The sequence below is a fragment of the Acidovorax sp. genome, assembly GCF_046314175.1.
GTDB lineage: Bacteria > Pseudomonadota > Gammaproteobacteria > Burkholderiales > Burkholderiaceae_C > Acidovorax.
In genome coordinates, this window is the sequence record NZ_JBKBXG010000008.1 from 35,799 (window position 1) to 61,551 (window position 25,753).

16 protein-coding genes are annotated in these 25,753 nt (G+C 63.7%); 5 read left to right on the plus strand and 11 right to left on the minus strand.

Going from position 1 to position 25,753, the window contains the following annotated elements; genetic code table 11:
• Positions 1-7 precede the first annotated feature (7 nt).
• The 8 genes from ACK4OE_RS03680 to mutS form a co-directional block, all read right to left on the minus strand.
• Positions 8-1,492 carry an FAD-binding oxidoreductase gene (locus ACK4OE_RS03680; protein WP_409883118.1) on the minus strand — a complete coding sequence of 495 codons (1,485 nt, stop codon included), beginning with the start codon at positions 1,490-1,492 and terminating at the stop codon, positions 8-10.
• Positions 1,493-1,612: 120 nt separating this feature from the next.
• Positions 1,613-3,451, minus strand: a complete 1,839-nt coding sequence (locus ACK4OE_RS03685) for a diguanylate cyclase domain-containing protein (RefSeq protein WP_409883121.1) — start codon at positions 3,449-3,451, stop codon at positions 1,613-1,615.
• A gap of 13 nt (positions 3,452-3,464) precedes the next feature.
• A complete protein-coding gene (locus tag ACK4OE_RS03690) occupies positions 3,465-5,153 on the minus strand; it encodes a diguanylate cyclase domain-containing protein (RefSeq protein WP_409883124.1) in 1,689 nt (562 codons plus the stop codon).
• A 110-nt stretch (positions 5,154-5,263) separates the two neighbouring features.
• Positions 5,264-6,736 (minus strand): oxygenase MpaB family protein, encoded by a 1,473-nt coding sequence (locus ACK4OE_RS03695; RefSeq protein ID WP_409883126.1) that lies wholly within the window; start codon positions 6,734-6,736, stop codon positions 5,264-5,266.
• Positions 6,733-7,554: a carotenoid biosynthesis protein gene (locus tag ACK4OE_RS03700; protein WP_409883128.1), complete on the minus strand. Its 822-nt coding sequence runs from the start codon at positions 7,552-7,554 to the stop codon at positions 6,733-6,735. Before ACK4OE_RS03700 ends, ACK4OE_RS03695 begins: the two co-directional genes overlap by 4 nt.
• Positions 7,555-7,752: 198 nt before the next feature.
• Positions 7,753-8,574: an alpha/beta hydrolase gene (locus tag ACK4OE_RS03705; RefSeq protein WP_409883130.1), complete on the minus strand. Its 822-nt coding sequence runs from the start codon at positions 8,572-8,574 to the stop codon at positions 7,753-7,755.
• A gap of 67 nt (positions 8,575-8,641) precedes the next feature.
• On the minus strand, positions 8,642-9,469 hold the full coding sequence (locus ACK4OE_RS03710) for a peptidase (RefSeq protein WP_409883132.1): 828 nt from the start codon (positions 9,467-9,469) through the stop codon (positions 8,642-8,644).
• 660 nt (positions 9,470-10,129) lie between these two features.
• Positions 10,130-12,748: a DNA mismatch repair protein MutS gene (gene mutS, locus ACK4OE_RS03715; protein WP_409883135.1), complete on the minus strand. Its 2,619-nt coding sequence runs from the start codon at positions 12,746-12,748 to the stop codon at positions 10,130-10,132.
• A gap of 268 nt (positions 12,749-13,016) precedes the next feature.
• Here mutS and ACK4OE_RS03720 point away from each other — a divergent pair, with 268 nt between their 5' ends.
• From ACK4OE_RS03720 to ACK4OE_RS03730, 3 genes are read left to right on the plus strand one after another with little or no spacing between them, the layout of a single operon-like run.
• Positions 13,017-15,500 (plus strand): putative bifunctional diguanylate cyclase/phosphodiesterase, encoded by a 2,484-nt coding sequence (locus tag ACK4OE_RS03720; RefSeq protein WP_409883178.1) that lies wholly within the window; start codon positions 13,017-13,019, stop codon positions 15,498-15,500.
• Between the two features lie 45 nt (positions 15,501-15,545).
• The gene (locus ACK4OE_RS03725) at positions 15,546-20,411 is read left to right on the plus strand and encodes a PAS domain S-box protein (RefSeq protein ID WP_409883138.1); all 4,866 of its coding nucleotides are present in this window, start codon (positions 15,546-15,548) and stop codon (positions 20,409-20,411) included.
• Between the two features lie 24 nt (positions 20,412-20,435).
• Positions 20,436-21,566 carry a two-component system response regulator gene (locus ACK4OE_RS03730; RefSeq protein WP_409883140.1) on the plus strand — a complete coding sequence of 377 codons (1,131 nt, stop codon included), beginning with the start codon at positions 20,436-20,438 and terminating at the stop codon, positions 21,564-21,566.
• A 29-nt stretch (positions 21,567-21,595) separates the two neighbouring features.
• On the opposite strand, the gene ACK4OE_RS03735 is transcribed toward ACK4OE_RS03730, so the two are convergent.
• On the minus strand, positions 21,596-22,549 hold the full coding sequence (locus ACK4OE_RS03735) for an inositol monophosphatase family protein (RefSeq protein ID WP_409883141.1): 954 nt from the start codon (positions 22,547-22,549) through the stop codon (positions 21,596-21,598).
• A 174-nt stretch (positions 22,550-22,723) separates the two neighbouring features.
• Here ACK4OE_RS03735 and ACK4OE_RS03740 point away from each other — a divergent pair, with 174 nt between their 5' ends.
• Together ACK4OE_RS03740 and cysE are read left to right on the plus strand one after the other, a co-directional pair.
• Complete coding sequence (locus tag ACK4OE_RS03740; protein WP_409883144.1) at positions 22,724-23,527, plus strand: RNA methyltransferase; 804 nt, start codon at positions 22,724-22,726, stop codon at positions 23,525-23,527.
• Positions 23,528-23,562: 35 nt separating this feature from the next.
• Positions 23,563-24,342, plus strand: coding sequence for a serine O-acetyltransferase (gene cysE / locus ACK4OE_RS03745; RefSeq protein ID WP_409883146.1), 780 nt, complete (start codon positions 23,563-23,565; stop codon positions 24,340-24,342).
• A 105-nt stretch (positions 24,343-24,447) separates the two neighbouring features.
• Here the strand turns inward: cysE and mog are convergent, their stop codons facing one another.
• Both mog and yjgA read right to left on the minus strand, forming a co-directional pair.
• The gene (gene mog / locus ACK4OE_RS03750) at positions 24,448-25,056 is read right to left on the minus strand and encodes a molybdopterin adenylyltransferase (protein ID WP_409883148.1); all 609 of its coding nucleotides are present in this window, start codon (positions 25,054-25,056) and stop codon (positions 24,448-24,450) included.
• The gene (yjgA, locus tag ACK4OE_RS03755; protein WP_409883150.1) at positions 25,049-25,723 is read right to left on the minus strand and encodes a ribosome biogenesis factor YjgA; all 675 of its coding nucleotides are present in this window, start codon (positions 25,721-25,723) and stop codon (positions 25,049-25,051) included. The genes mog and yjgA overlap by 8 nt, the downstream gene beginning before the upstream one ends.
• Positions 25,724-25,753: the final 30 nt, after the last annotated feature.

Here is a 25,753-nt window from a genome sequence, read left to right on the forward strand (position 1 = left end):
ACAGCGCTTACCGGGTGGGTAGCGTGATGCTCTGCTGAAAATGAAAGAAGTTGGTCGGGTCGTATCGCGCCTTGACCTGCTGCAACTTCGGGTACGCCGGGCCCCAGTACGCGTTGGCGAAGTCCTTGAGGCTCGCGTCAGGATAGTTTTGGTAGACATGCCCGTTCATGAAGCGCTTGAACTGGTGCATGAACTGCGCAAGCCAAGCCTCCATGATCGTGCGCTCTTCAGGGGTGGTCCAGAACACATCCACCACCAGGTCGGCATCTACGTTGCGGTGTATGAAGGCGCTGTCGGCCACGGGGTATCGGTTGATGGCGCCGCCATACGGCTCAAGGTATGCCAGCGAATAGGCGTTGGGCGATGTCTTGAAGAACTGGATGATGCTTTGCCAGTCTGCGGGCGTCAGCGGGGCGCTGATGTAGCCGCTGGCCTTGCTTTCGGCGGCGCCGTCCGGCAGGTTGTCGGGCAGCGTGTAGGGGTGGTCTTCCAGCCAGCGGTTCATGTCCGGGTAGGTGCCCGTCTTGTCCACCAACAGCTGGGCGCTGGGAACGGCAAGCAATGGGGCAATGGCCGCGAGGCCTGCGTCCCGTGTGCCGCAGAACATGCCTTGCACCATGTAGACCGGCACACCGCCCTGGTAGCCCAGGTTCATCATGTAGCCGAGCGCATCGGGCGCACCGGTTTTCATGAACCTTTGCTGCATCAGGGTGAGCACCTGCGCGGCATGGGCCTCGTCCCAGCTGATGGACCACGCCCAGACCTGATCAAGGCGGAACATGCGGTAGGTGACCTGCAGAAGAACCCCGAAATTCCCGCCGGTGCCGCCCCGCATGGCCCAGAACAGGTCAGGGTGCTCATTGGCGCTGGCGGTGACGATGGTGCCGTCTGCAAGCGCGACGCGGAGCGACTCCACCAGATCGCTCTGAATGCCGAATTGGCGCGACGTGTATCCGTAGCCACCCCCCTGCACAAAACCGCCCACGCGCACGCTGCCACATGCGCCGGTCGGCACATGCCAACCGGTGTTGTTCATGGCGCCGTTGAAATGGTCAAAGTCAGTGCCGGGCCTCACATGCACGCGCTGAGTCTGCGGGTCCAGGATCACGCCCTGGATTTCACTCAGATCCACCACCATGCCGCTGTTCACCGAATAGCCCGCCGTGCTGTGGCCGCCGGACCGCACAGCCACCCACAGGCCATAGGTGCGGGCGACGGCAAGGCATTCCAGGACATCGTTCTCGCAAGCGCAGTACACGATGATTTCTGGATAGGACTGGAACGCGGGGTTGGACTCCTGCCGGGCCTGGTTGTAGTCGGGGCTCGACGGCAGAACCACGCGGCCCACCAGCATGCTTTCCAGGGCGGCAACTGCCTCCCAGGTCAGGGTGACGCCTGGGGCGTCGCTGGCCGAGTTTTGTGCTGAAAGCGACTGAAAGTGCGCAACACGCGCGTCTTTGGCAATGCGGGCGGGGCTTTTGCGATGGGCCATGGGAAACGATCCTTCATGAAAAACGCGAAGACCTGTGTGTACCCGAGGCCGCGCGGTTTGACCAGTTCACAATGGCCGATCCAGGAGCGAGGTGTGGCTAAGCCCCTTGATCCACCCGGTTCAGACGGACGACAAGGCCAGATCGCCCGTATTGCGGCGCACGCAGAACTTGCCCCCCTGTTTCCCGCTGTACATGGCCGCATCGGCCAGTTTGAGCAGACCCACCGCGTCATTGCTGTCGTGCGGGGCAATGGCGTAGCCAATCGTCAAACCCACCCGCACCTTGATATCGCCCAGAGAAAACGGGGAGCGGAAGGCGTCCAGCAATTTCTCGCCCAACTCCTGCGCCTGCTGCGTGCTGCCCAGGTGCCCGGTCATCACCACAAACTCATCGCCACCCAGTCGCGCCACGACATCGCTCTGGCGCACATGGCCCTGTAAGCGACGGGTAACAGCAATCAGCAATTCATCGCCAATATCGTGCCCATGTTGGTCATTGACCGGCTTGAAACCATCCAGGTCCATCACATAGACGGCCAACAGCTTGTCGGGGCCACTGCGTGAAAGCGCTGACGCCAGCGCCATGCTCAGCCCGCGCCGGTTGGGAAGGCCCGTCAACGGGTCGGTGTGCGCCAGCGAGTGCATGACATCGCGCTCGCGGTTGGCGTCCAGTGCCTCCAGGCGCAACGCCTTCGTTCGCAGGCCCAGCACCCGCATGAACAACAGCATGTCCAGTGTTGCTCCGAACTGGAAGGAGTGCAGCGTCCAGAAATTCACGGGTACCCAGCCATTGATGACGCCGATGACCGTGGCTGTGGCAATGAAATAAATCAGCCACGCCAGCAGCAGGCTGGTACCCACGCCGTCGCCCCGCACTGCACGCCGGGCGGCGCCCGGGATGCCCATCAGCGCGGGAACCAGGCCCAAAATGCTCACGATGGCCGCGATGGCGCGCGTGGAGATGGCGTCCACGGCGTAGGCCACCGCCAAAACCACGCACAGCACGGCCCCACCGCGCATCATGCGCAGAAAACGGCTGTGGGGCCTGTCCCCCGCCAGCGCCTGGCTGATGAACAGGAAGGAGCCACAGGTTGCCAGCAGCGCAGCGAGCCCCGCAACGTGAACCTCATACCAGAGGCTGTTGCTCCACAGGTATTGCCGCCCCACGCCAAACAGGTGCATAGAGAACAGCAGGCTGCCCGATGTCAGCAGTGCGTAGTAGATGAAAAGGGGCTCACGCAGGCTAACCCACTGCGCCACGCTGTACACCAGCAGGCACAGCGCCAGACCCGTGAGTACTCCCTGCAACATTTGCTCGTCGATCGCCTTGTTGAGCATGGCCGCCGGCTTGTGAAAGGCGATCGGCAGGATCATTGCGCCACGGGTCTGCACGCGCACCAGCAACTCGTATTCCACGCCAGCAAGCAAATCGAGCGGTACCGCGTGCGAGCGGCTTTGCAGCGGCCGCTCCGAGTACGGCTGCAGGCTGCCCAGTTTGGCCTGCTGGGCCACCCTGCCGCCTGTGGTGAGGTAAACGCCGATGTGATTCAGGTCGGCGTGGTTGAGGTCCAGGATCCACTGGCCGTCCGATGTGGCCGGGACGGCCAGCGGAATGCGCAGCCACACCGCGTCGGATCGCATGCCCAGCGTGGCGCCCACGCTGGGCGGCTGCTCGAACTGGTGGCGCCGGGCCATCACCTCTTCGACCGTGAGTTCAAGGCTCGGGTCCCCCAGCAAGGTAACGGCTGGCCAGGCGTCGATCGTGGCCCTTTCATCGTGCAGGACCAGGGGCGTTGTAGCAGCCTGCACCCAGGTGCAGGCCAGCAATGCCGACAGCATGGCAAGCCATGTCAGAGGGCGCAGCCAGGGCCAGGCCGGCATGAAGGGGCGGCGGGTGATGGAGGTGCCGGGCCAGTGTAGGCTGCGGGATACCTTCAAAAGCGCGTTGTGGGTCCTCATGGCGTGTGGGGGGTCACGAGGACAGGACCAAGTTGCCGGGGTTCCGGCGAATAGAGTGTTTGCCCCCTTCTTTGCCCGCGTACATCGCGGCGTCGGCCATGCGGATCAGTGCTTGCGGGTCATCGCCGTCCAGCGGAGCGAGGGCGTACCCTATGGTCAGGCCGACCTGCAATCGCAGGTGGCTCAGCACAAAAGGCACATCAAAAGCGCGTAACAGGGATCGGCCAAGCTCTTCGGCATCATCGGCTGTCCCCAGGTTGCAGGCCATGATGATGAATTCGTCACCTCCCAGCCGTGCCACCACATCGGTCTGGTGGCGCACATTGGCTTGCAACCGGTGGGCCACTGCCACCAGAAGGTCATCCCCCACATCGTGCCCGTGGATGTCATTGATGGGTTTGAACCCGTCCAGGTCCATCAGGTAGACCGCCACCAGCTTGTTCGGTGCGCAGGACGACAAGGCAGCCCGGAGCGCATGCTGAAGGCCGCGCCGGTTGGTAAGACCTGTCAATGGGTCGCTGTGCGCGAGGTGGTGCATGATGTCGCGCTCTCGCAGTGCCTCCTGTGCTTGCTGCCTCAGTGCGCTGGCGCGTAGCCCTATGACCCGCAGGAACAGCAGCATGTCTATGGTGGCGCCGAACTGGAACGAGTGCATCGTCCAGAAGTTCGCGGGCACCCAGCCCTGCACCAGGCACACCATGAGGGCCGCCGCAGCTCCGTAGGCAATCCAGGCCACCAGCAGGGTGGCACCAATCGGGTCTTTTTGTCGCACCCGAGCGATGGCAGCAGGCACGCTGATGAGTGAAGGCAGTGGCCCCACCAGGCTCATGAAGGCGATGGCAATCGCGATGCTGAGCCAGCCCAGCGCGACAGCAACGCAGACCATTGCAGTGATCGCAGCGCCTGCGCGCATGGCGCGCGCGTACCGGCTTCGCGGGTTGTGCGCCAGTGCGGCGCCCAAAAAGAGGAACGAGCCTGTCAGCGCAATCAGCCCTGCGACCACGCCCGCGTGCCGGGACATCCAAAGATTGCCAGGCCAAAAAAACTGATCGCCAATGCCGAAGAACTGCATCGAAAATCCGGCGCTGCCCAGCACTACCAGCGCGTAAAAGCCGAACAGATGCTCGCGCTGCATGGCCCATTGAAAAATGCTGTACACCAGCAGGCACAACGCTAGGCCATTGAGCAATCCCTGCAACATCTGCTCGCGCAGGGCCTGGTGCATCTGGTAGGGCATTTCACCGACGGTGATGGGCAGTATCAGCGGCCCGGTGGCCTGTACCCGTATCAGCAGGTCGTAAGGCTGCCCAGCCTGCAGATCGAACGCCATCGCGGGCGTTCGGGTGGCCAGCTGTGTTTGATCGGGCCCGCCCGTGCGGACCTGCTGCAGCACCTGACCGCCGCTGGCCAGGTAGATTTCGGCCTGCAGCGAGCTGTAGCCGATGTCGACCATCCACGCAGTGCGCAGCGCTGTGGGCGCGATGATCGGGATGTGCAGCCACATCGCTGCCTTGTGCACGCCCAACGAGCCGCCGCGCTGGGCGGGTGCCTCGAATTCGTTCAGGCGACCCAGCATGTCCTGCACCGAGAGCTTTTGCGTGGCATCGGCCTTGAGCGTGATGGTCTCCCAGGCATTCACTTGCGGCCTGTCCTGCGTCAGCACCATGGGTGCGCTGGCCTGCGCGCCTAGCGGCAGAGCCATGAACACGAGCATGCAAAGCAGGCCCAACACCACGCTGCAACACGCGCGCGCGCACCGGGCCCACATCAGAACAGCGTAGCAAAGGAGTTGCATTGTGCTGGTAGCAAAGGCTATTTCGGCTGCTGGGCCCTGGCAGCGCGCTCGGTCTGTGCCGTCGTACCCAGGCCTTTGCTCCAGCTGCCATGGGTGGTCAACCGGTCTTCCATCCGGTTGAGCCAGCCGGGGGCCTGGGGGTCATCGCTCCAGCTGTGCACCACGTTGTCCACCTGATTGAGCAGCTCGGTAGGCAACTGCAGCGGGCGGGTCTGGCTCATCAGCACCCGGCTCATGAAGTGGTAGCCCAGCACCCGTGTGAGAGCCCGAACGATGGAAAAGCGCGGCATCGCCAATCGTACTACCGCATCAACGGCGCGCGCCAGCAGCAACACGCCCCAAAAGAGCAGTGCGGACAGCCACGGCACCGGCTGGGTCAGGCCCAGATCGTTGGCCGTGGCGCGCCCGCACAGGTAGCGGGTCATGAGCTGCGGGAACGGCTTCACGATGCTCCATGGCAGGGCTTTTTCCATGGTTTGCATCAGCGCCTGGCCCAGCGCTGGGCGCGGGTCGGGGTTGATGGGCTCGGCGCGGCCACGCGCCTGCATCCGCGCCATCAGGGCTTCGCCCTGGTCCATGGTGTCCACCATCAGCGAGCGGTCGATGCCCAGGACATGGCCCACCACGTTCCAGGCATGCAGATAGGCCTCTTCGTCAGCCGTGCGCAGGCCAATACCCAACTTGCGCAGACTGCGCAAAAAAACATAGCCGAAAGTGAGCAAGGTGTAGGCCAGCTCTTCCTGGTTGCAGGGCAGGCCATTTCCTTTCAGGTTCCAGCCGCGGGCATACAGCGTCTGGAACATGGCCTGGCGCCCGCCCTGTGTCAGCAGCGCCTGCGGCGCGATGTTGCCTGTGCCGCCTGCCAGCAACTGCGCGACGGCGCTTTGGGGGCTGCCGTGCAGGATCAGGTTACGAATGGTGGCGTGGATCAGCCGCACCTTGAGCACCTGTGCCACGCCCGCGCCGCGGTGGCTCAGGCCACCATGCATCATCACCGGGAAGATCATTGCCGCTGTGGACCGGATGCGGTACTCGGCGTTCTGCTCCAGCTGTCCCGACGTATGCAGCACGCTCGACAGGTCCGGAATCACGTAACACTCTGGCAGGCTGGCGCAGAACAGCAGGATGCACGACAGTGCCCCGTGTTCCATGAACAACTTCTCGGCGCGCTCGATCTTGCGGGCATCGGCCCAGTCTGGAAGCACCTGGGCTGTTTGCACGTAGTAGTTCAGGGCGTCGGCCATGGCCGCGTCGACCCCTTCGCCTTGTGCAGTCCAGCCCACCAGGGTCGCGTTGTCTGCCCACTGCCCGAACAGCCGGTTCACGGTGTCGATGCGTGCCCATTGCGGCGCGTCCACCGCCACGTCGCCTGCGGGCCAGTCACCCAGGATGTCGGCAATGGTTTTGTCCGCAAGGGGGTCGGCGTGATGCTGCATGTCTGCCAGCGCAGCGTCCGAGATGGCGTGGGCGTGTGGCGTGCTCTTGCTCATGTGCTGGCCTTGGCAGGGGCGGCCCAGCGCTGGTAGCCCGCCAGCGCGCACAGCAAGGGGATGCCCATTGCAAACGGGGCAACCGAGCGGATTTCCACTGGGTTACCGAACATCATCTGAAACACCATGTTGCTTCCGTACAGGGCAAGCGGAACCAAGGCATGGTGCCGCAGAAAGGGGCTGCTGGGCTGCAGTGCCAGTTTGCGCACCGACATGCGGAAACCAAAGATGATGACGAACGACACAAACACCCAGCCAAAAAACCCCTGCACCGTCTCGCCAAACCATGCGCCATCGGTTTTGGTCATGATCCAAGCCTTCAGGGTGTACACCAGATAAGGATCGGCGCCCAGGTCAAACGCGGTAACGATCATCGCCGCCACAAATGACAGCATGGCGGCATTGCCAATGCCCCGTGTCCCATCGACAGGGCTTTGCCAAACGATCAGGTTGCAAATGACGTAGCCCGCGTAGGTCAAGGAAAACCACATCAGCGGGATGACTAGGGGCACATCGCCCAAGCGCGGGCCCAGCACCTCGGTGTAGGTGTACTGGCCAAAGAACCAGCCCCGGGATGCCCCCATTTGCTCGGCGAACCAGCCAAAGCTCACCGCAATCAGCACAAACTGCAGCGTGGGCCGTACGCCCAGCAAATGGGTGGCACTGGCCCAGCAGCAAGCAAACATGATGACCGAGGCGATCACCAGGGCGATGGTGGTGTCGTTGTTCGTGCGCACCGCCATGGTGACGAGGTAAGCGGCCAGTAGCACATAGGTGAGCACGGGCAGGCGCGAGGCGGATTGAGGCAGAGTTGGCATGTGAGGTGTTTCACGCTGTAACAATTCCGCCAGTGTAGGGGATTGCTCCTTTGCAGGCGAACCTTGTTTGCGCTGATGGGCAGTCTTCTCTGCGGTGCTTTTCCGGGCGTTGAGGAGAAGAGTTTGGTGCTATACCGCACATAACACCCGCCAACTTCCCAAACTCAGCAAACTCCAACGCTGGAGCGCTTCAGCGCCTCAACGCTTGACCGGGTGAATCGACGCCAGATTCAGCAGCGCCGCCTCAATCGCCGCCGCCGTCGCCACCGGCTGCTCCATGGGAAACAGGTGGCTGCCGTCCAACATCATGATCCGGCCCTGGGTGACCCGCAGCGTCATGGCCATGCCCACCTGTTTCATCTCGTCCGAATCCCGCCCGCCGATGAACGCTGCAGGGCATTGCAACGGGTGGCTGCTGAGCAGGCGGCCCAGGTTGTGGGGCAGGGTGTTGTAGATGGCGGTTTCCACCGCACGGTCAAAACCTAGCACGCGTTTGCCCTCGTGGTCTTGCAGGCCGTGCGTGATGTAGTCCTGCAGCACCTCGGGGTGCCAGCGGGCAAAGCTCTTTTTCTTGCGAAAGTGTTCCAGCGCTTCTTCATTGCTGGCCCAGCTGAAGCGCCGCTGGCGGCTGACCTTGCCGGGCGATATCGACCCCACCACTTGAGTGTGCTTGGCCATACCGACGACGTTGGCCTTCCAGCCACCGATGAGCGGGGAGTCAATCAGCACTACGCCCCGCACCAGTTCGGGGTGGCGTGCGGCAGCCATCACGCTCAAAAAACCGCCCAGCGAGTGCCCCACCAGAAACACCGGCGCGCCCAGGCGCTCCACCCGTTCTGTCGCAAAGTCCGCCAACTGCTGCACCAGGTGCGGCCAGTTGCTCGTCACCGGGTACTTGGGGTCGTGCCCGTAGCGGTCCACTGCGCTCACGTCAAATCCGCGGGACTTAAGGTGCTTGAACAGCAGGCGGTACGTGCTGGCCGGAAAACTATTGCCGTGCGAAAAAACGATGGGGAGCATGGAAAGCGTAGGCGGCATTCAGGACCCGAGGGTGGGCGGGCGGCCCCTGCGGCCGCTGCCCGCGCCCTCAGATCAGCCGGTCCGTATGGTTGGTGATTTTCTTGAGCGGCTTGCTGCGCGCCGGGTTCACCAGGATGGGCACCTCGGTGGTTCCACCGCCCCAGGCGGGGTCTTCGATGCTGTCGAACACCTGGCGTAGCTTCTGGCCCCAGCTGTCGTGCAGCATCCGAAAGTACGGGTTGTGCTCGTCAATGCAGATGATCTTGTCGGTGGCAAAGCGGTCGGCCTCGTACACCACCAGGTCCAGCGGCAGGCCCACCGACAGGTTGGATTTGAGCGTGCTGTCCATGGAGACCAGCGCGCACTTGGCGGCTTCGTCCAGCGGGGTTTCAGGCGTGAGCACGCGGTCGAGCACGGGCTTGCCGTATTTGGACTCGCCGACCTGGAAGTACGGCGTCTCGGACGTGGCCTCGATGAAGTTGCCGGCCGAGTACACCTGGAACAGGCGCATGCCCTCGCCTTTGATCTGCCCGCCAAACACCATGGACACATTGAAGTCCACGCCCGACCGCTTGAGTGCGGCGCCGTCGCGTTCGTGCACATGGCGCACTGCCGCGCCCAACACGCGTGCGGCTTCGAACATGCTTTTGGCGTTCCAGATCGTGATGGCCTCGCCAGACTCTCCGTCCTTGATCTGTTCGTTCTGGAGGATCTCGCGCACCGATTGCGAGATGGACAGGTTGCCCGCAGAAAGCAGCACCATGAAGCGGTCACCCGCCTTTTCATAGACCATCATCTTGCGGAAGGAGCTGATCTGGTCCAGACCGGCGTTGGTGCGGGAGTCGGACAGGAAAACCAGCCCGGCATTGAGTTTGATGGCGACGCAATACGTCATGGAAAAAGTGGGGTCGTTGTGTGAGGGGAACCTGCGAGTTTAGTCCGGCCCGGGGTGATGCCCCTGGCGGCTGGAGCAGAGAGACCTTCCATTCTCTGAACAAAGTTCATCAACATTAATAGCTGTTGACGCTTGATGGATAAGCGCTAGAGGCCAATTTGGCTTGATATTTTGCCCCCGAATCTCTTTGGGTTGGTTTCTCCGCCAGCGTTACCGATACGGCGCTGCCCGAGGGCTACTGCGCGGCAGGCGCGCGATGCGAGCCGCGCAGCCTATCATCCGCCGCGCTGGGGCGCTGGCTTTGGTCGCAGCGCTGGCGGCATGCGGCGGGGCGGCGACTCGGCCGACAGCGGCAAACAGCCTGATCCCGTCCCAGCGCCCGAACAGTCCGTTCGGCTCGAATCCGCAGTCTCGCTGCACGCACAGCCCTATTGCCAGCGACAGGCGGTTGACCCGAGGTGCCCGTGGGGCTGGAGGGAGAGTACGTCGTGGTGGGCAAGGCCGCGGGCTCGGCTAAAAAGCTCTCAGCCTCTGAGGCCGGCCGATTCCTCTGCTACCTGCGCGCGGGAGGTGGCCTTGACTACAGGGTCAGTTGCAAGGGTTTCGATGGCAAGGCGCTGGCGGCGTGGTTTCAGTGCTTTTGATAGAGCGAGACTTTGGTCAAGCCACCATCTTCTTGAGCTGGTACAGCGCATCCAGCGCCTCGCGCGGGCTCAGTGCATCGGGGTTGATGCCTGCCAGCGCAGCTTCCAGCGGACTGGCGCCCGCGCTCTCGGCCACCTCCGGTGCGGCGAACAAATCCACCTGTAAATCATTTTCACCTGCGCGTTCTTCCAGCGCCGCCAGGGCGTGGCGCGCATGGTGCAGCACGGGCGATGGCATGCCGGCCAGCTTGGCTACCTGAATACCGTAGCTGCGGCTGGCCGGGCCGGGCTGGATTTCGTGCAAAAAGATGATGTCCGTGCCTGACTCGGTGGCGCTCACATGCATGTTGATGGCGTGGCGCGCCTTGGCGGGCAGCTCGGTCAGCTCGAAATAGTGCGTGGCAAACAGCGTGAAGGCGCGCGTCTTGTCGTGCAGGTGCGTGGCAATGCCGCTGGCCAGCGCCAGGCCGTCAAACGTGCTGGTGCCCCGGCCGATCTCGTCCATCAGCACCAGGCTGTGCGGCGTGGCGGCGTGCAGGATCTGCGCGGCCTCGGTCATCTCCAGCATGAAGGTCGATTGCGCGTTGGCCAGGTCGTCCGCGGCGCCGATGCGGGTGTGGATGGCGTCGATGGGGCCGAGGCGGCAGCTGGCGGCGGGCACATGGCTGCCCATGCTGGCGAGCAGCACGATCAGCGCCACCTGCCGCATGTAGGTCGATTTACCCCCCATGTTGGGGCCGGTGATGACCTGCATGCGCGTGTTGGCGTTCAACCGCGTGTGGTTGGCGATGAAGCTGCCGCTGGACGTTTCGGCCAGGCGGGCTTCGACCACCGGGTGGCGGCCGCCTTCAATCTCGATGCAGGGCTCGGGCACAAACTGCGGCGCGCACCAGTTCAGCGTGAGCGAGCGTTCGGCCAGTGTGCACAGCACATCCAGCGTGGCCAGCGCCTGGGCCAGGCGGGTGAGGGCGGGCACGTGGGGCTGGAGCTGGTCGAGGATCTGTTCGTACAGCCACTTCTCGCGGGCCAGGGCACGCTCGTTGGCCGACAGTGCCTTGTCCTCAAAGGTTTTCAGCTCGGGCGTGATGAAACGCTCGGCATTTTTCAGTGTCTGGCGGCGGCGGTAGTCGTCGGGCACGCGGTCGAGGTGGCTGCCGGTCACTTCAATGTAAAAGCCGTGCACCTTGTTGAACTGCACCCGCAGGTTGGGGATGCCGGTGCGGGCTTTCTCGCGGGTTTCCAGGTCCAGCAAAAAGGCATCGCAGTTGGTCTGGATGGCGCGCAGTTCATCCAGTTCGGTATCAAAGCCGTTGGCGATCGCCCCGCCGTCGCGGACCAGGGCGGCGGGCTCTTCGGCGATGGCAGCCTGCAGCAGGTCGGTGCAGCCCTCGGGCGGCTGCAGGTGACCGAAAATTTGAATCAAATAGGGCTCTAGCGCTTGTCCATTAAGCGCTAGTAGCTCTGCTTTTTGTAGCGTTTTGCCCAGCCCCACCAGTTCGCGCGGGCGTACCTGGCGCAGCGCGATGCGGGCGGTGATGCGCTCCACATCGCTCACGCCTTTGAGTTCGCCGCGCAGCAGTGCCCAGGGGCCGCTGCCGCCACCGGCACCGCCCGCGCCGCGCAGCGCGGTGGTGGCCGACAGGCGCTGGCGCGCATCGGCGCGGTCGCGGCGTGGCTCCAGCAGCCAGGTCTTGAGCAGGCGGCTGCCCATGCCTGTCATGCAGGTGTCGAGCAGCGAAAAGAGCGTGGGCGCGTCGTCGCCGCGCAGGGTTTTGATGAGTTCCAAGTTGCGCCGCGTGGTGGCGGGCAGGTCGATGAGGTCGTCGTTGCGCTGCACCTGCACGCTGTGCACGTGGGTGAGCGTGCGGCCCTGTGTGTGCTCGGCATAGGTCAGCAGCCCGGCGGCGGCGGCGTGCGATTCGCCCAGGTCTTGCGCACCCCAGGCCTGCAGGCTGGCGGCGCCCAGGTTTTCGAGCAGCTTGCGTTCGCCCAGGGCGCTGTCAAACTGCCAGTCGGGCCGGGGGCTCATGGGGCAGGTGAAGGCGCCGCTTTGGCGCAGCACCTGCAGTTGTTGCTCAAAGCGTTCGGTCACGCCTGCGCTGTAGATCAGCTCGCTGGGCGCCACGCGCGCCAGCCAGGCGCCCAGTTCGTCCTGCGCACATTCGGCCAGGAAGACGCGGCCCTGCGTCACGCTCAGCCACGCCAGGCCGCAGCGCGCACGCGGCGCCTGGTGCACGGCCATCAGCATCGATTCGGATTTGTCGGACAGCAGTTCGGTGTCGGTCAGCGTGCCGGGCGTGACCACACGCACCACCTTGCGCTCCACCGGGCCCTTGGTCGCGCCGACTTCGCCCACCTGCTCGGCAATGGCCACCGACTCGCCCATCTTGATGAGGCGCGCCAGGTAGTTCTCCAGCGCGTGGAAGGGCACGCCCGCCATCACCACCGGCTGGCCGCCTGACTGGCCGCGCTGCGTGAGCGTGATGTCGAGCAGGCGCGCGGCTTTTTCGGCGTCTTGCCAGAAGACCTCGTAGAAGTCGCCCATCCGGTAGAACAGGAGCGTCTCGGGATACCCGGCCTTGAGGGCCAGGTACTGCTGCATCATGGGGGTGTGGTGTTCGAGCGTGTCTGACATGCAGGAGGCGCTGGGACGCTGGGAAAGAAGGCGTGGACTTTAGCGCATGGGGTTTCCCCTCAAGGGATTGCCGCAGGTTTTGGCTTTCTGTTACGTTTTGACATACTCTTGCATGTATGCTGGCAGATTCGTTTCAAACGTTGCCGCCCCCTTGGTGAGGGGTTTTTTTCCAACCGCAGGATTTGAAGGCTTCAGAGCGACCGTGATTTCGTCCGAACTGTTGACTGACCTTCTTGCCCCCACGGGCGAGGCACTCCTCTTAGAGCCCATGGCCCAGGCGCGTCTGCAGGCGTTGGTCGATGCCGTTCCGGTGGCGTTGATGGAGTTCCGGCTGGTAGGTGGGCGCTTGAAGTTGCTAGCAGCCAACGCGGCGGCGCGGCGCATGCCCGGCCTGGGCGCTGTGCGCAATCCCGGCGTGGATGCGAGCGAGGTGTTTGACCTGTTGGCCAACACGCAGTTGCTGGACCAGTTGCATGGGGTGGTCCGCGTGGGCGCGCCGCTTGAATGCCGCCAGGTGGTGCGGGAGCCGGGGCGCTTGTTGCTGGCATGGGACCTGTCGGCCCGCCGTGTCACCAACGACTGCATTGTGATCACCGTGCGCGACGCGACCGAAGCCGAAACCCTGCGTGTGGCGCTGGCGGCCACCGAACGTGCGCTGGAAGAGGTGCGCCGCGAGTTGCGCGAGCAGACCGAAGTATTCAACACCATGGAAAGCCTGGCGCGCACAGGCCACTGGCGCCGCATCGAGGACCCGGGCGAAACCGTGCTGCTGTGGTCTCCGGGGCTGTGTGACATCGCCGGGTTTGAGCAGCAGGAATGGGTGGACCCTGAGCGCGCGGTCAGCGGCATCCTCCCTGAGGATCTGCATGTTTTCAATCAGGCGCGCGAACGCGGCGAGGGCTTGGATGTGGAATACCGCTGGCGCCGCCCCGATGGCGATGTGCGCTGGATGCGGTCGCGCGTGCGGCACACCTTGCCACGCGACGGGGTGCAAGTGGTGATGGGTGTGGTGCAGGATGTCACCGACGAGCACCGCGCTGCAGAGCAACTGCGCGAACAGCTGCTGTTCATCCAGCGCATTGCCAGCCGCATCCCCGGTTTCATTTATGAATACCGGCTGCACCTGGATGGCAGCACCAGCGTGCAGTACATCAGCGATGCGGTGCGGGAGTTTATGGGGGTAGAGCCGCACGAGGTGACCGCCGACCACGGTGTGCTTATCCACCGCGTGTTGCCTGAGGACCTTCCGCTGGTGCAGCGCTCGGCGATCACGTCGGTGCGCAAGCTGGTGCCATGGCAGTGCGAATACCGCGTGCGCATGGACGACGGCAGCATCCGCTGGCACATGACCAATGCCATTCCGCACCGTGAGCCCGATGGCTCGGTGGTGTCGCATGGCTTCACCATGGACATCACGGACCGCAAACGCGCAGAACAAGAGATCGAGCGACTGGCGTTCTTTGATGCCCTCACCGGCCTGCCCAACCGCCGCCTGCTGCTCGACCGCCTGCAACGCTCCATCGCCGCCTGCCAGCGCAGCAAGAACCAGGGCGCCTTGCTGTTCATCGACCTCGATAACTTCAAAGACTTGAACGACACCCTGGGCCACGACATGGGCGACCAGCTCCTGGCCCAGGTCGCCACCCGCCTGGTAGGCAGCGTGCGCGAAGCCGACACCGTGGCCCGCTTTGGCGGTGACGAATTCGTCGTCATGCTCGACAACCTGAGCCCCGACCTCACAGAGGCCGCCACCCAGGCAGAAACCGTCGCAGAAAAACTCCTGGCCAGCCTGAACCAGCCCTTTGAGCTGGACGGCGGCCAGCACTACAGCACACCCAGCATCGGCATCACCCTGTTTGGAGACACCCGCCTCACGGTCGACGAACTCCTCAAACGCGCCGACCTGGCCATGTACCAGGCCAAAGCCGCAGGGCGCAACACCCAACGCTTCTTCGACCCCGACATGCAGGCCGCAGTCAACGCCCGCTCCAACCTGGAAGCCGACCTGCGCCAGGGTTTGGCCCGGGGTGAACTGCTCGTGCACTACCAGCCCGTGGTCGACCACCACGCCACCCTCATGGGCGCCGAAGCCCTGGTGCGCTGGCGCCACCCCCAGCGCGGCATGATCAGCCCCGGCGACTTCATCCCCCTGGCAGAACAGACCGGCCTCATCCTCCCGCTGGGCCAATACGTGCTCAAGACCGCCTGCGAACAACTGCAGCGCTGGAGCCAACACCCAACCACCGCCCACCTGTCTATAGCCGTCAACGTCAGCGCCCGGCAATTCAGACAACCGGGCTTCGTCGCCGAAGTGCTGCAAACCCTGCAAGACCACAGCGCCGACCCCAGAAAACTCAAGCTCGAACTCACCGAAAGCCTGCTGCTGGGGGACATCGAAGACACCATCGCCCGCATGGTGCAGCTCAAAAGCGAAGGTGTGGGCTTTGCGCTGGATGACTTTGGCACTGGCTACTCCAGCCTGTCCTACCTCAAACGCCTGCCGCTGGACCAGGTCAAGATCGACCAGAGCTTTGTGCGGGACGTGCTGACAGACCCCAACGACGCGGCGATCGTGCGCACCATACTGGCACTGGCCAAGAGTCTGGACCTGGAGGTGGTGGCCGAGGGGGTGGAGACGACGGGGCAGCTGTCGTTCCTGAGGCTGCATGGGTGTGAGGCGTTCCAGGGGTATCTGTTTGGGCGGCCTGGGCCGGTGGAGGACATCGATGCCTATCTGCATCCTGCAGGGTGACAAGGTCAACCTGAAACACCGCTCGGCATCTGCCGAAGGTGCGCCATGAAGCGCGCGAAGGAAGGGGAGGGCATGTTTGAAGACAAGGTGCTCGACCGCAAGACGCCGGGCGCGCGCGCGCTGCTGCTGGTGGCTGCGTTTGCGTTGCTGGGGGCGCTGCTGGTAGTGCAGGGCGCCGTGCAGTGGCGCGCATCAGACAGGGCGGTGGAGCGTTCGCGCCTGCTGCAGCAGACCGCCGATGCGCTGGTCAGCCAGACCACGGGCGGTGGCATGCTCGGAGCTGTGTCGCTGCTGGGCCTGAGCGAGCCCCTGCTCAAGGACATGGCCAAAGGCCATCTTGCGCCAGACGATGCTGAAGCACTGTCTCGTCTGGCCGTGGCGCGGGGGCGGTTCCTGGTCAATGGCGTGTATGTGATGTCTGCCGATGGCACGGTGGTGGCACATGAGACGGCGGGCGACCGCTCCACCGGCATCAACCTCGCGTTCCGTCCGTATTTTCAGCAGGCCATTAATGGCGCCAACAGCGTGTATGCGGCCATCGGCAGCAATACCCATGAGCGTGGCCTGTATTACGCGGCGCCCTTGTACGAAAGCGATTCCCCATCCAGCAACATCATCGGCGTGGTGATGTTCCGGGTCGGTGTGGAGCCTTTTGACGGACTGCTCAAGCGTTCGGGCTTGACCACGGTGTTGTTGTCCCCCCAAGGGGTCACGTTTGCTTCCACGCGCCCTGAGTGGTTGTTTGCCGTGGCACCGCCGCTCACACAGGCGCGCATCGACGCCATCCGCGCGTCGCGGCAGTTCGGCAACCATTTTGAGAACGGCGTGGCCTCCGCGTTGCCGTTTGCGCCGGATGCAGACCAGGTCATGCTCAACGGCGTGGACTATGCCGTAGAGCGCCACGGCATCGACTGGAACGACCCCGGTGGCCAGTGGCAACTGGTGGTGCTCGACGACATCAGCGCGCTGATGACGCCCACCCAGCGCCTGCAGGTGGGCGGGGGGGCGTTTGTGCTGCTCAGCCTGATGGGGCTGCTGATGCTGGATCTGCTGCGCAGTCGCGCGCGCGTTGCAGCCGCTATGGAGCGTTTTCGCGTGCTGGGCGCAGCGCTGGAGAGCAGCCCGGTGTCGGTGGTGATCACCGATGGCGACGGCCGCATCGACTGGGTGAACCCGCAGTACGAGCGGAACACGGGGTATGCGCTGGATGAGGTGCGGGGCAAAAAGCCGTCGCTGGTGGCCAGCGGCCAGACCCCGGCGCAGACCTACCAGGTGATGTGGTCTACCTTGTTGTCGGGTCAGTCCTGGCAAGGGCATTTTGTGAACCGCCGCAAGGACGGCAGTATTTATCACGACGAAGCCACGCTGTCGCCGGTGTTCGACGCCCGCGGCAATCGGATCGCCATTGTGGGACTGCATGAGGACGTGTCTGAACGCATCCAGGCCCAAAAGGAACTGGAGCGCCGCGAACGGCTGCTCAATGAGCTGCTGGAGCAGCAGACAGCGATTTTTGACAACGCGCCGCCTATCGTGCTGATCTGCGAGGGGCAGTTCCGCCAGTTCAACCCGGCGTTTGTCGAGCTGATGGGCGGCACCGCATCACAGCTGCTGGGCCTGGGTGTATCGGCATTGTTTGGCGGCACGGGCAACTCCGACCTGTTTGCTGCCCGCGTGGCGCCGGGCTTGGCGGCGGGTCAGCCTTTGCGGGAAACCGCGACGCTGAACCGCCTGGACGGCAGCAGCTTTGAAGCGCGGCTGGCAGGCCGCAGCCTGAAGATTGAAGGTTTTAGTACCGCTTCCATCTGGGTCATCGAAGATGTGAGCGAGCAGCGCCGGGCCGAAGTCGCCATGCAGCAAGCGAAAGACCGCCTGGAGCTGGCGCAGGAGGCTGGCAAGATCGGCGTGTTCGACATTGACCTGGTGGCCGATGAAGTGCTGTGGAGCGAAAAACTGGTCGCCATGCTGGGCTTGCCCCCCAAAGAGCAAGTGCGTACCAAGCGCGACTGGATGGATCGCCTGCACCCCGATGACCGGGATCGTGCGACCGCGCATTTCGCTCAAACGCTTGGCAGCGGGGCGACGGATCTGCGCGATTCGTGGCGCATCGTGCGGCCTGATGGCGAGGTGCGGTGGTTCCTGTCGGCCGCACGCATCTTCCGCGACGAAGCGGGCAACCCCGTGCGTGTGGTGGGCGTCAACGTGGACATCCATGACCAGAAGCTGCTGGAGGCCCGCGTTGCCGAGCAGCTGGATTTTCAGCAGGCGCTGATCGATGCCATTCCGGTGCCGCTGTTTTACAAAGGGGCAGATGGGCGGTACATCGGCTTTAACCGCGCGTACGAACAGGCCTTTGGCGTGCAGCGAGAAAAGTTGATCGGCAAGACCGTGATGGACCTTGACTTTCTGCCAGAGAGTGACCGCAGCCGGTTTGAGGCAGACTCGCACGAGGCGCTGCACGGTGTGCAATCGGTGCACAAGGAGGTGGATATGCCGTATGCCGACGGCATGATTCACCACACCCTGTTTTGGCTGCATGGGTTTTCGCGGCCCGATGGATCACCAGGCGGTGCCATCGGCACGTTTGTGGATATCACCGATCGCCAGCGTGCCGAGCAGGACCTGCGCCGCGCCAAGGAGTTGGCGGAGGAATCCACCGCGCTCAAATCCAACTTCCTGGCGAACATGAGCCACGAGATCCGCACGCCCATGAACGCGATCATCGGCATGTCCCACCTGGCACTCAAGTCGGGCCTGTCCCCGCGCCAGCACGACTACGTTAGCAAGATCCAGCAGGCGGGCCAGCATCTGCTGGGCGTGATCAACGACATCCTTGATTTTTCCAAGATCGAGGCGGGCAAGCTCGCGGTAGAAAAGCACCCGTTCATGATCGACCGCATGCTGGAGAGCGTCTCGGACGTGGTCGGCTACAAGGCAGGCGCCAAGGGGTTGGAGCTGGTCTGCGACGTGGCGGCCGATGTCCCGCCCAATCTGGTGGGGGACTCCCTGCGGCTGGGGCAGATCCTCATCAACTTTGCCAACAACGCCATCAAGTTCACCGAGACGGGTGAGATCAGCATTGCCGTGCGGATGCTGGAGGACGGGGGCAGTCGCGTAATGCTGCGTTTTGAAGTGCGTGACACCGGCATTGGCCTGACTGCGGAGCAGATGGGCAGGCTGTTCCAGAGCTTTCAGCAGGCCGACACCTCCACCACGCGCCGCTACGGCGGCACGGGCCTGGGCCTGGCAATCTGCAAAAGCCTGGCCGAACTCATGGGCGGCCAAGTGGGTGTGGAGAGCACGTTTGGCAAAGGGTCCACCTTCTGGGTGTCTTTGCCCCTGGAACGAGGCGCCCCCGCGCGGGTGCTGCTGCCACCGCCCGATCTGCGCGGGAGCCGCGTGCTGGTGGTGGACGACAACCACACTGCAGCCACCGTGCTGTCGGACATGTTGCACGCCATGGGCTTCGAGGTAGAGCAGGCCTATTCGGGGCTGGAGGCGCTTGACCGCCTGCGCGAGTCCATGGCTCAAAGACGGCTTTTTGGCTTGCTGCTGCTGGACTGGCACATGCCCGGCATGGACGGCATTGAGCTGGCGGGCCACATCCGCAGCCTGGGCATGGCCCAGGTGCCACAAATGCTCATGGTCACCGCCTACGGGCGCGAAGACGTAATGCGGGCTGCGCGCGCGCAGGGCATCGAGACCGTACTCATCAAACCCGTTAACGCCTCCGTGCTGTTTGACACGTTGATGCAGCCGCTGGAGCATTCCACCCACACCGGTCGCCGCGTGGTGGCTCCAGCCCCGGCGGCCGACGAACTGCCCCTCGAAATACGGGGCGCCTATGTGCTGCTGGTGGAGGACAACGAGCTCAACCAGATGGTGGCGGTGGAATTGCTGCAGGATGCCGGGTTTGCAGTGGATGTTGCCGAGAACGGGCGCATTGCCATCGACCGCATCGAGCGCAAACACTATGACGTGGTGCTGATGGACATGCAGATGCCCATCATGGATGGTGAAACGGCTACCCGCCAGCTGCGGGCCTATCCGCGCTATGCAAACTTGCCCATCATCGCCATGACCGCCAACGCGATGGAAGCCGACCGCCAGCGCTGTTTTGCCGCAGGCATGAACGACCATGTCGCCAAACCCATTGAACCGGCTGCATTGTGGGCCGCACTGGGGCGCTGGATACGTCCGCGACCCGGCTTAGGGGCACCACCCACCGGCGCTCCGCCCCTGGTGGGTGCCGCAAGCGGCGCGATGGTGGCGCCCGCGCCTGTTCGCGCGCTCTCTGTCGCCCTGCCTTCGGTGGAGGGGCTGGACACAACCTTGGGCCTTCAGCGCGCGCTGGGCAAGCCGGTGCTGTATGGCGAGATGTTGCGCCGGTTTGCCGCAGGCCAGGCCAACATCCTCAACGACTTTAAGCAGGCGCTTGCCGCGGGCGATGTCGTCTTGGCCGAACGCCTGGCGCACACGCTGCGATCCGTGGCGGCCAACATTGGGGCGCAGGCCGTGTCCGACCGCGCACAGGCGCTGGAGGGCGCCTTGCGCTCCCAGCAAACCGCCGATACCCATGCGGCTCTGCTGGTCGAGCTGGGGTCTGCGCTGGCGCCCGTGCTGGGCGGTCTTCAGGCCTGGGCGCCGCACGCCGAAGCGGTGATGGCAAACAGCGAGGCCGCAGCTCAAGTCGCTGACCCCGCAGGAGCCCTGGAGCGCCTTGGCCACCTGCTGGCGCAGGACGACCCTGCAGCGACCGACTTTTTACAACACAATGCCGCTGTGCTGAAGGACGTGCTGGGCGGCGTCTTCAAAGTGGTAGAGATGCACACCCTGAATTTTGATTTCGAGCAGGCACTGGAGGCGATGGATGCCACCCCAGGCCCCGAATACCCTGCCGTTCATTCCCCCTGAACGGCGCAACACGCAGGACAACCCATGGACAACGCGCCCTTTGCCTCCAACCAGGCAACTCTCGTTGATAAACCGATTGCCACCGTGCTGGTGGTGGACGACACGCCGGACAACCTCACCCTCATGGGCAGCCTGCTGCGGGAGCATTTTCTGGTGAAAGTGGCCAACCATGGGGACAAGGCGCTGAAGATCGCCCAGTCGGGCACGCCGCCCGACCTGATCCTGCTCGACATCATGATGCCGGAGGTCGATGGCTACGAAGTCTGTCGGCGCCTGAAGGCCGCGCCCAGTACGCGCGACATCCCGGTGATCTTTCTCACCGCACGCTCCGACCCAGATGACGAACGCATGGGCTTGGCGCTGGGCGCGGTGGACTACATCACCAAGCCCATCAGCCCGCCCATCCTGCTGGCGCGGGTCAACACCCACCTGGCGCTCAAGGCCACGGCCGACTTTTTGCGCGACAAAAGCTCGTACCTGGAGCGCGAGGTGGCCATGCGCACGCTGGAGGTGCAGGCCATCCAGGACGTGACCATCATGGCGATGACGTCGCTGGCCGAAACGCGCGACAACGAAACCGGCAACCATATTCGCCGGACGCAGCTGTACGTGAAGACGCTGGCCGAGCGGTTGCGACACCACCCGCGGTTTGAGCATCTGCTCAACGACCGCATGATCGAATTGCTCTACAAGTCGGCGCCGCTGCACGACATCGGCAAGATCGGCATCCCGGACAGCATCCTGCTGAAACCCGGCAAGCTCACGGTAGAAGAGTTCGAGGTCATGAAGACCCACACCACGCTGGGCCGCAACGCCATAGAGGACGCCGAGCGGCGCCTTGGGATGCGCGTGGCGTTTTTGAGTGTGTCCAAGGAGATCGCCTACAGCCACCAGGAGAAATGGGATGGATCGGGCTACCCCGAGGGGCTGGCGGGAGACAACATCCCAGTATCAGCGCGGCTTATGGCAGTGGCTGACGTGTATGACGCGCTCATCAGCAGGCGCGTCTACAAACCCGCTTATTCGCACGACCAAGCCTGCAGCACGATTGTGCGGGGCAAGGGCACGCATTTTGACCCGGACATGGTGGACGCGTTCGTAGACATCGCGGAAGACTTCCGCAGCATTGCGCAAAAGTACCCCGATCCAGCCTGAGTGAATCTCAGGCGGAGCGATGGCAGGGATTAAAACGGCGCGTCTTCGCCCTTATGGGCGTCGGCCTGTGGGGCGGCTGGTTCCGCTGCGTCCGCGCCTTTGTCGGCGTCTTGGCTAACGGTGGCAGGTGTGTCTGCCGCTGCCGCCTGGCGCACAGCCGCCTTGTCGCCAGCACTTGCAAATTTGCTGTACTTGGAGAGGATGGGCACCAGCTGGCCGTAAATGCGCGGATTGCCCGCCAGGCATTCGCGCTGCTCCAGAAAGTCTGCCTCGCCCGTGAAATTGCCCACCAGTCCACCGGCCTCGGTCACCAGCAGCGAGCCTGCCGCCACGTCCCAGATCGACAGGCCAGTTTCAAAAAAGCCATCGGTAAAGCCTGCAGCCACATAGGCCAGGTCCAGCGCGGCAGCGCCCGGGCGGCGCAGGCCGGCGGTGCGTTGCATCACGTCGCTCATCATGTTCAGGTAGCTCTTGAAGTTGTCACCTGGGCGGAAGGGGAAGCCGGTGGACACCAGGCAGTCTTTGAGCTGTGTGCGCTTGCTCACGCGGATGCGGCGCTCGTTCAGGTACGCGCCGCGGCCCTTGGTCGATGTGAACAGGTCATTGCGCGACGGGTCATAGATGACAGCCTGCTCGACCTTGCCTTTGACGGCCAAAGCGATGCTCACGCAGTACACGGGAAAACCGTGGATGAAGTTGGTAGTGCCGTCCAGCGGGTCGATGATCCAGACGAATTCCGAATCCTTGGCGCCGTATTCGGTGCCTGACTCTTCGGCCAGGATGCCGTGGCCGGGGTAGGCCGTCAGCAGCGTCTCGATGATGATTTTTTCGGACGCGTGGTCCACTTCGGTCACAAAGTCGTTGATCTGCTTTTGCGAGATCCGCACCGATTCCACGTCAAGGGCCGCGCGGTTGATGATGGCGCCGGCGGCGCGTGCGGCCTTGATGGCCACGTTAAGCATGGGGTGCAGATTAGACGACATAGATTGTGGTGGTGAGCAGGGCGCCTGCATGCAACAGTGGCATGGGCAGCCTGCGAATCAGGAGCGGTGCGATCCGGCCCGGCGATGCGGGCGGCGACAATGAGGGCGGGATTTTACCCGCAGAGTCCTTTTTTGCCTAACCGCGCGCCCTTTGTCCTCGTCCTGCCTTTGCCCATGAAGACCCGTTTTGTCCTGATCAACACCAGCCACGCTGGCAATGTGGGCGCCGCTGCCCGCGCCATGAAAACCATGGGTTTCGACGACCTGGTGCTGGTGGCCCCACGCTGGGCCAATGTGCTGCGGCGCGAGGAGACCATCCAGCGCGCCAGTGGCGCACTCGACGTGCTGGAGAACGCCCGCATCGTGGCCACGCTCGACGAGGCGCTGGACGGTATCAGCCACCTGTGCGCCACGGCGATGACCCCGCGCGACTTCGGGCCGCCCACGGCAGCGCCGCGTGCGCATTTCGAAATGCTATTAAAAAAAGAGCTACTAGCGCTTGATGGAAAAGCGCTAGAGGCCAAAAACACTCGAAACCCTGAAGAATTAGCCCCCATGACGGGCAATCAGACGGGCGTGGCCTTCCTGTTCGGCTCCGAGCGTTTTGGCATGACCAACGAGGACGTCTACCGCTGCCATGTGGCGCTGTCCATTCCTACCAATCCCGGCTTTGGCTCGCTCAACCTCGGCGCCGCCATTCAGGTCATCGCCTACGAATGGCGCATGGCGCTGGGCGGATTCCCGGTGCAGGGCGCCACACCCCAGCGCGCGCTGGCCGACGCCGCCCAGTTGGCGGGCATGCTCGGCCATTGGGAGCAGGCGCTCACCACCATCGGTTTTCTGGACCCCGCCGCGCCCAAGAAGCTGATGCCCCGCCTTAACCAGCTTTTCAACCGCGCGCAGCTCAGCCCTGAGGAAATCCACATCTTGAGAGGTGTCGCCAAAGCCATGATCGAGGCTGCGGAGCCGAAACGATAGACTGCTCAACCCATTTACAAATAACCATAACAACGATGTTTGCCCGCCTGAGCTCCGATATCCAGTGCATCCTCGACCGCGACCCTGCCGCGCGCAGCACGTGGGAGGTGATCACCTGTTATCCGGGCTTGCACGCGATCTGGCTGCATCGCCCCGCGCACTGGTGCTGGCACCACGGCCTCAAATGGCTCGGGCGTTTCATCTCGCACTTTGCGCGCTGGCTCACGGGCATCGAGATCCACCCGGGCGCCAAAATTGGCGAACGCGTGTTCTTCGACCACGCCATGGGCGTGGTGGTGGGCGAGACGGCCGAGATTGGCGACGGCTGCACCATCTACCAGGGCGTCACGCTGGGTGGCACCTCGCTGTACAAGGGCGCCAAGCGCCATCCCACTCTGGGCAAAGATGTAGTGGTGAGTGCGGGCGCCAAGGTGCTGGGCGGCTTTGAAGTGGGCGACGGCGCCAAGATCGGCAGCAACGCCGTGGTCATCAAGCCCGTGCCCCCCGGTGCCACGGCGGTGGGCATCCCGGCGCGCATCATCCCGTCCAAAGCGGGCGAAAGCGCCGACGTGACCGAGCCACAGCAGGCGCGCAAGTTCACGGCTTATGGCATCACGCAGGAGGACGACCCGCTGTCGCAGGCCATGCGCGGCCTGATCGACAACGCATCGTCGCAAGAGCACCAGATTGCGCTGCTGTGGCAGGCCATCGAGAAGCTGTCCGCCAACCCGCAGAACAAGGATTGCGTGCCGTGCGATGCGGCGCTCAAGGAGCAGTTCGAGGCGGGCAAGCTCAATGAACTGGTGGGCAAATAGAGGCTTGGCCCGGTTCAGTCAAGCATCAGCATGCTATAAAAAATATAGCTGCCAGCGCTTATGGAGTAAGCGTTAGCAGCTATTTGTGCTTTGAGTCTTGAGAGCTCAAGCTGGGCGAGGCGTTCGCATCGCGTTCTTGGGCCGGAACGCCTTGCATACTTCGTCGCGCGTTTCCAGATACGGGCCGCCAATCAGGTCCACGCAGTAGGGCACGGCGGCAAAGATGCCAGGCACGATCTGCTTGCCCTCCGCGTCCTTCAACCCTTCCAAGGTTTCCGCAATCGCCTTGGGTTGGCCAGGCAGGTTGATGATAAGGCTCTGGTCGCGCACCACGGCCACCTGGCGCGACAGGATGGCGGTGGGTACGAACTTCAGGCTGATCTGGCGCATCTGCTCGCCAAAGCCGGGCATCTCCTTGTGCGCCACGGCCAGCGTGGCCTCAGGAGTCACATCACGCAGGGCAGGGCCCGTGCCGCCGGTGGTCAGCACCAGGCAGCAACCCGCATCGACCAGTTCGATCAATGCGGCGCTGATGCCGGCCTGCTCATCAGGGATCAGGCGCGACTCGAATGCGATGGGGTTGTGCAGCGCGCGCGTCAGCCAGTCCTGCAGCGCGGGCAGGCCCTTGTCTTCATAGACGCCGCTGCTGGCGCGGTCGCTGATGGAGACGATGCCGATCTTGACCGCGTCGCGGCTGCTCACCGACTCAGTCATCGTTGCTGTCCTCATCGGCATCATCCATAGCCTCGTCAGTTCCCGTGCCGCCCAGGTGCTCGCGTACCAGCTGGAACAGTTCGCGGTAGGCGCGGCCCTTGCGGGGCGCCAGCCCTTGCGAGACCTGAACATTGGCCTCCTTGCCGGCAGGCTGCGCATCCTTGCGGGCCTGGCGGATCAGCGCGCGCAGTTGCTGAGTGTCGGTGTCGGGGTGCTCGGCCATCCAGGGGGCCAGTGCATCGTCGTCGGCAATCAGGCGGTCGCGCCATTGTTCAACCAGGTGCAGTTGCAGTTTTTCGGTGGCAGAGCCCTTGTGCTGCTCTTCCAGGGCCAGGCGCGCGGCTTGCACCAGCGCGGGTTCAAGCTTGCGCATGATCTTGCCCACGTACTGCATCTGGCGGCGTTTGCCTTCAAAGTTGGTGATGCGTTTGGCCTCGGCCAGCGCGTCCACCAGCTTTTCGGGCAGACCCACGGACTCGAACAGGTCCGCGCGCAGGCTCAGAAGCTCCTTGCCCAGGTCCTGCAGTTCGTCGCTTTCGCGTTTGAGGTCGGTGCGACTGGCATCGGGAGTGCCTTTGAGTTCGGCCTTGAGCTGAATGTCCATTTCGCTGCCTTCGGCAACGAACTGGCCTCGCACAAAGTAGCCTTTTTTGGGTTTGCGTGACATGGGTGGGGGCAAAGAGAGAGGTGACGGCGA

What these genes read in the sequence shown, in the direction of transcription:
- ACK4OE_RS03680 (WP_409883118.1), bottom strand. Translation starts at nt 1,492, where the DNA reads ATGGCCCATCGCAAAAGCCCCGCCCGCATTGCCAAAGACGCGCGTGTT.
- ACK4OE_RS03685 (WP_409883121.1), bottom strand. Translation starts at nt 3,451, where the DNA reads ATGAGGACCCACAACGCGCTTTTGAAGGTATCCCGCAGCCTACACTGG.
- ACK4OE_RS03690 (WP_409883124.1), bottom strand. Translation starts at nt 5,153, where the DNA reads ATGGCTCTGCCGCTAGGCGCGCAGGCCAGCGCACCCATGGTGCTGACG.
- ACK4OE_RS03695 (WP_409883126.1), bottom strand. Translation starts at nt 6,736, where the DNA reads ATGAGCAAGAGCACGCCACACGCCCACGCCATCTCGGACGCTGCGCTG.
- ACK4OE_RS03700 (WP_409883128.1), bottom strand. Translation starts at nt 7,554, where the DNA reads ATGCCAACTCTGCCTCAATCCGCCTCGCGCCTGCCCGTGCTCACCTAT.
- ACK4OE_RS03705 (WP_409883130.1), bottom strand. Translation starts at nt 8,574, where the DNA reads ATGCTCCCCATCGTTTTTTCGCACGGCAATAGTTTTCCGGCCAGCACG.
- ACK4OE_RS03710 (WP_409883132.1), bottom strand. Translation starts at nt 9,469, where the DNA reads ATGACGTATTGCGTCGCCATCAAACTCAATGCCGGGCTGGTTTTCCTG.
- mutS (WP_409883135.1), bottom strand. Translation starts at nt 12,748, where the DNA reads ATGTCAGACACGCTCGAACACCACACCCCCATGATGCAGCAGTACCTG.
- ACK4OE_RS03720 (WP_409883178.1), top strand. Translation starts at nt 13,017, where the DNA reads ATGGCCCAGGCGCGTCTGCAGGCGTTGGTCGATGCCGTTCCGGTGGCG.
- ACK4OE_RS03725 (WP_409883138.1), top strand. Translation starts at nt 15,546, where the DNA reads ATGAAGCGCGCGAAGGAAGGGGAGGGCATGTTTGAAGACAAGGTGCTC.
- ACK4OE_RS03730 (WP_409883140.1), top strand. Translation starts at nt 20,436, where the DNA reads ATGGACAACGCGCCCTTTGCCTCCAACCAGGCAACTCTCGTTGATAAA.
- ACK4OE_RS03735 (WP_409883141.1), bottom strand. Translation starts at nt 22,549, where the DNA reads ATGTCGTCTAATCTGCACCCCATGCTTAACGTGGCCATCAAGGCCGCA.
- ACK4OE_RS03740 (WP_409883144.1), top strand. Translation starts at nt 22,724, where the DNA reads ATGAAGACCCGTTTTGTCCTGATCAACACCAGCCACGCTGGCAATGTG.
- cysE (WP_409883146.1), top strand. Translation starts at nt 23,563, where the DNA reads ATGTTTGCCCGCCTGAGCTCCGATATCCAGTGCATCCTCGACCGCGAC.
- mog (WP_409883148.1), bottom strand. Translation starts at nt 25,056, where the DNA reads ATGACTGAGTCGGTGAGCAGCCGCGACGCGGTCAAGATCGGCATCGTC.
- yjgA (WP_409883150.1), bottom strand. Translation starts at nt 25,723, where the DNA reads ATGTCACGCAAACCCAAAAAAGGCTACTTTGTGCGAGGCCAGTTCGTT.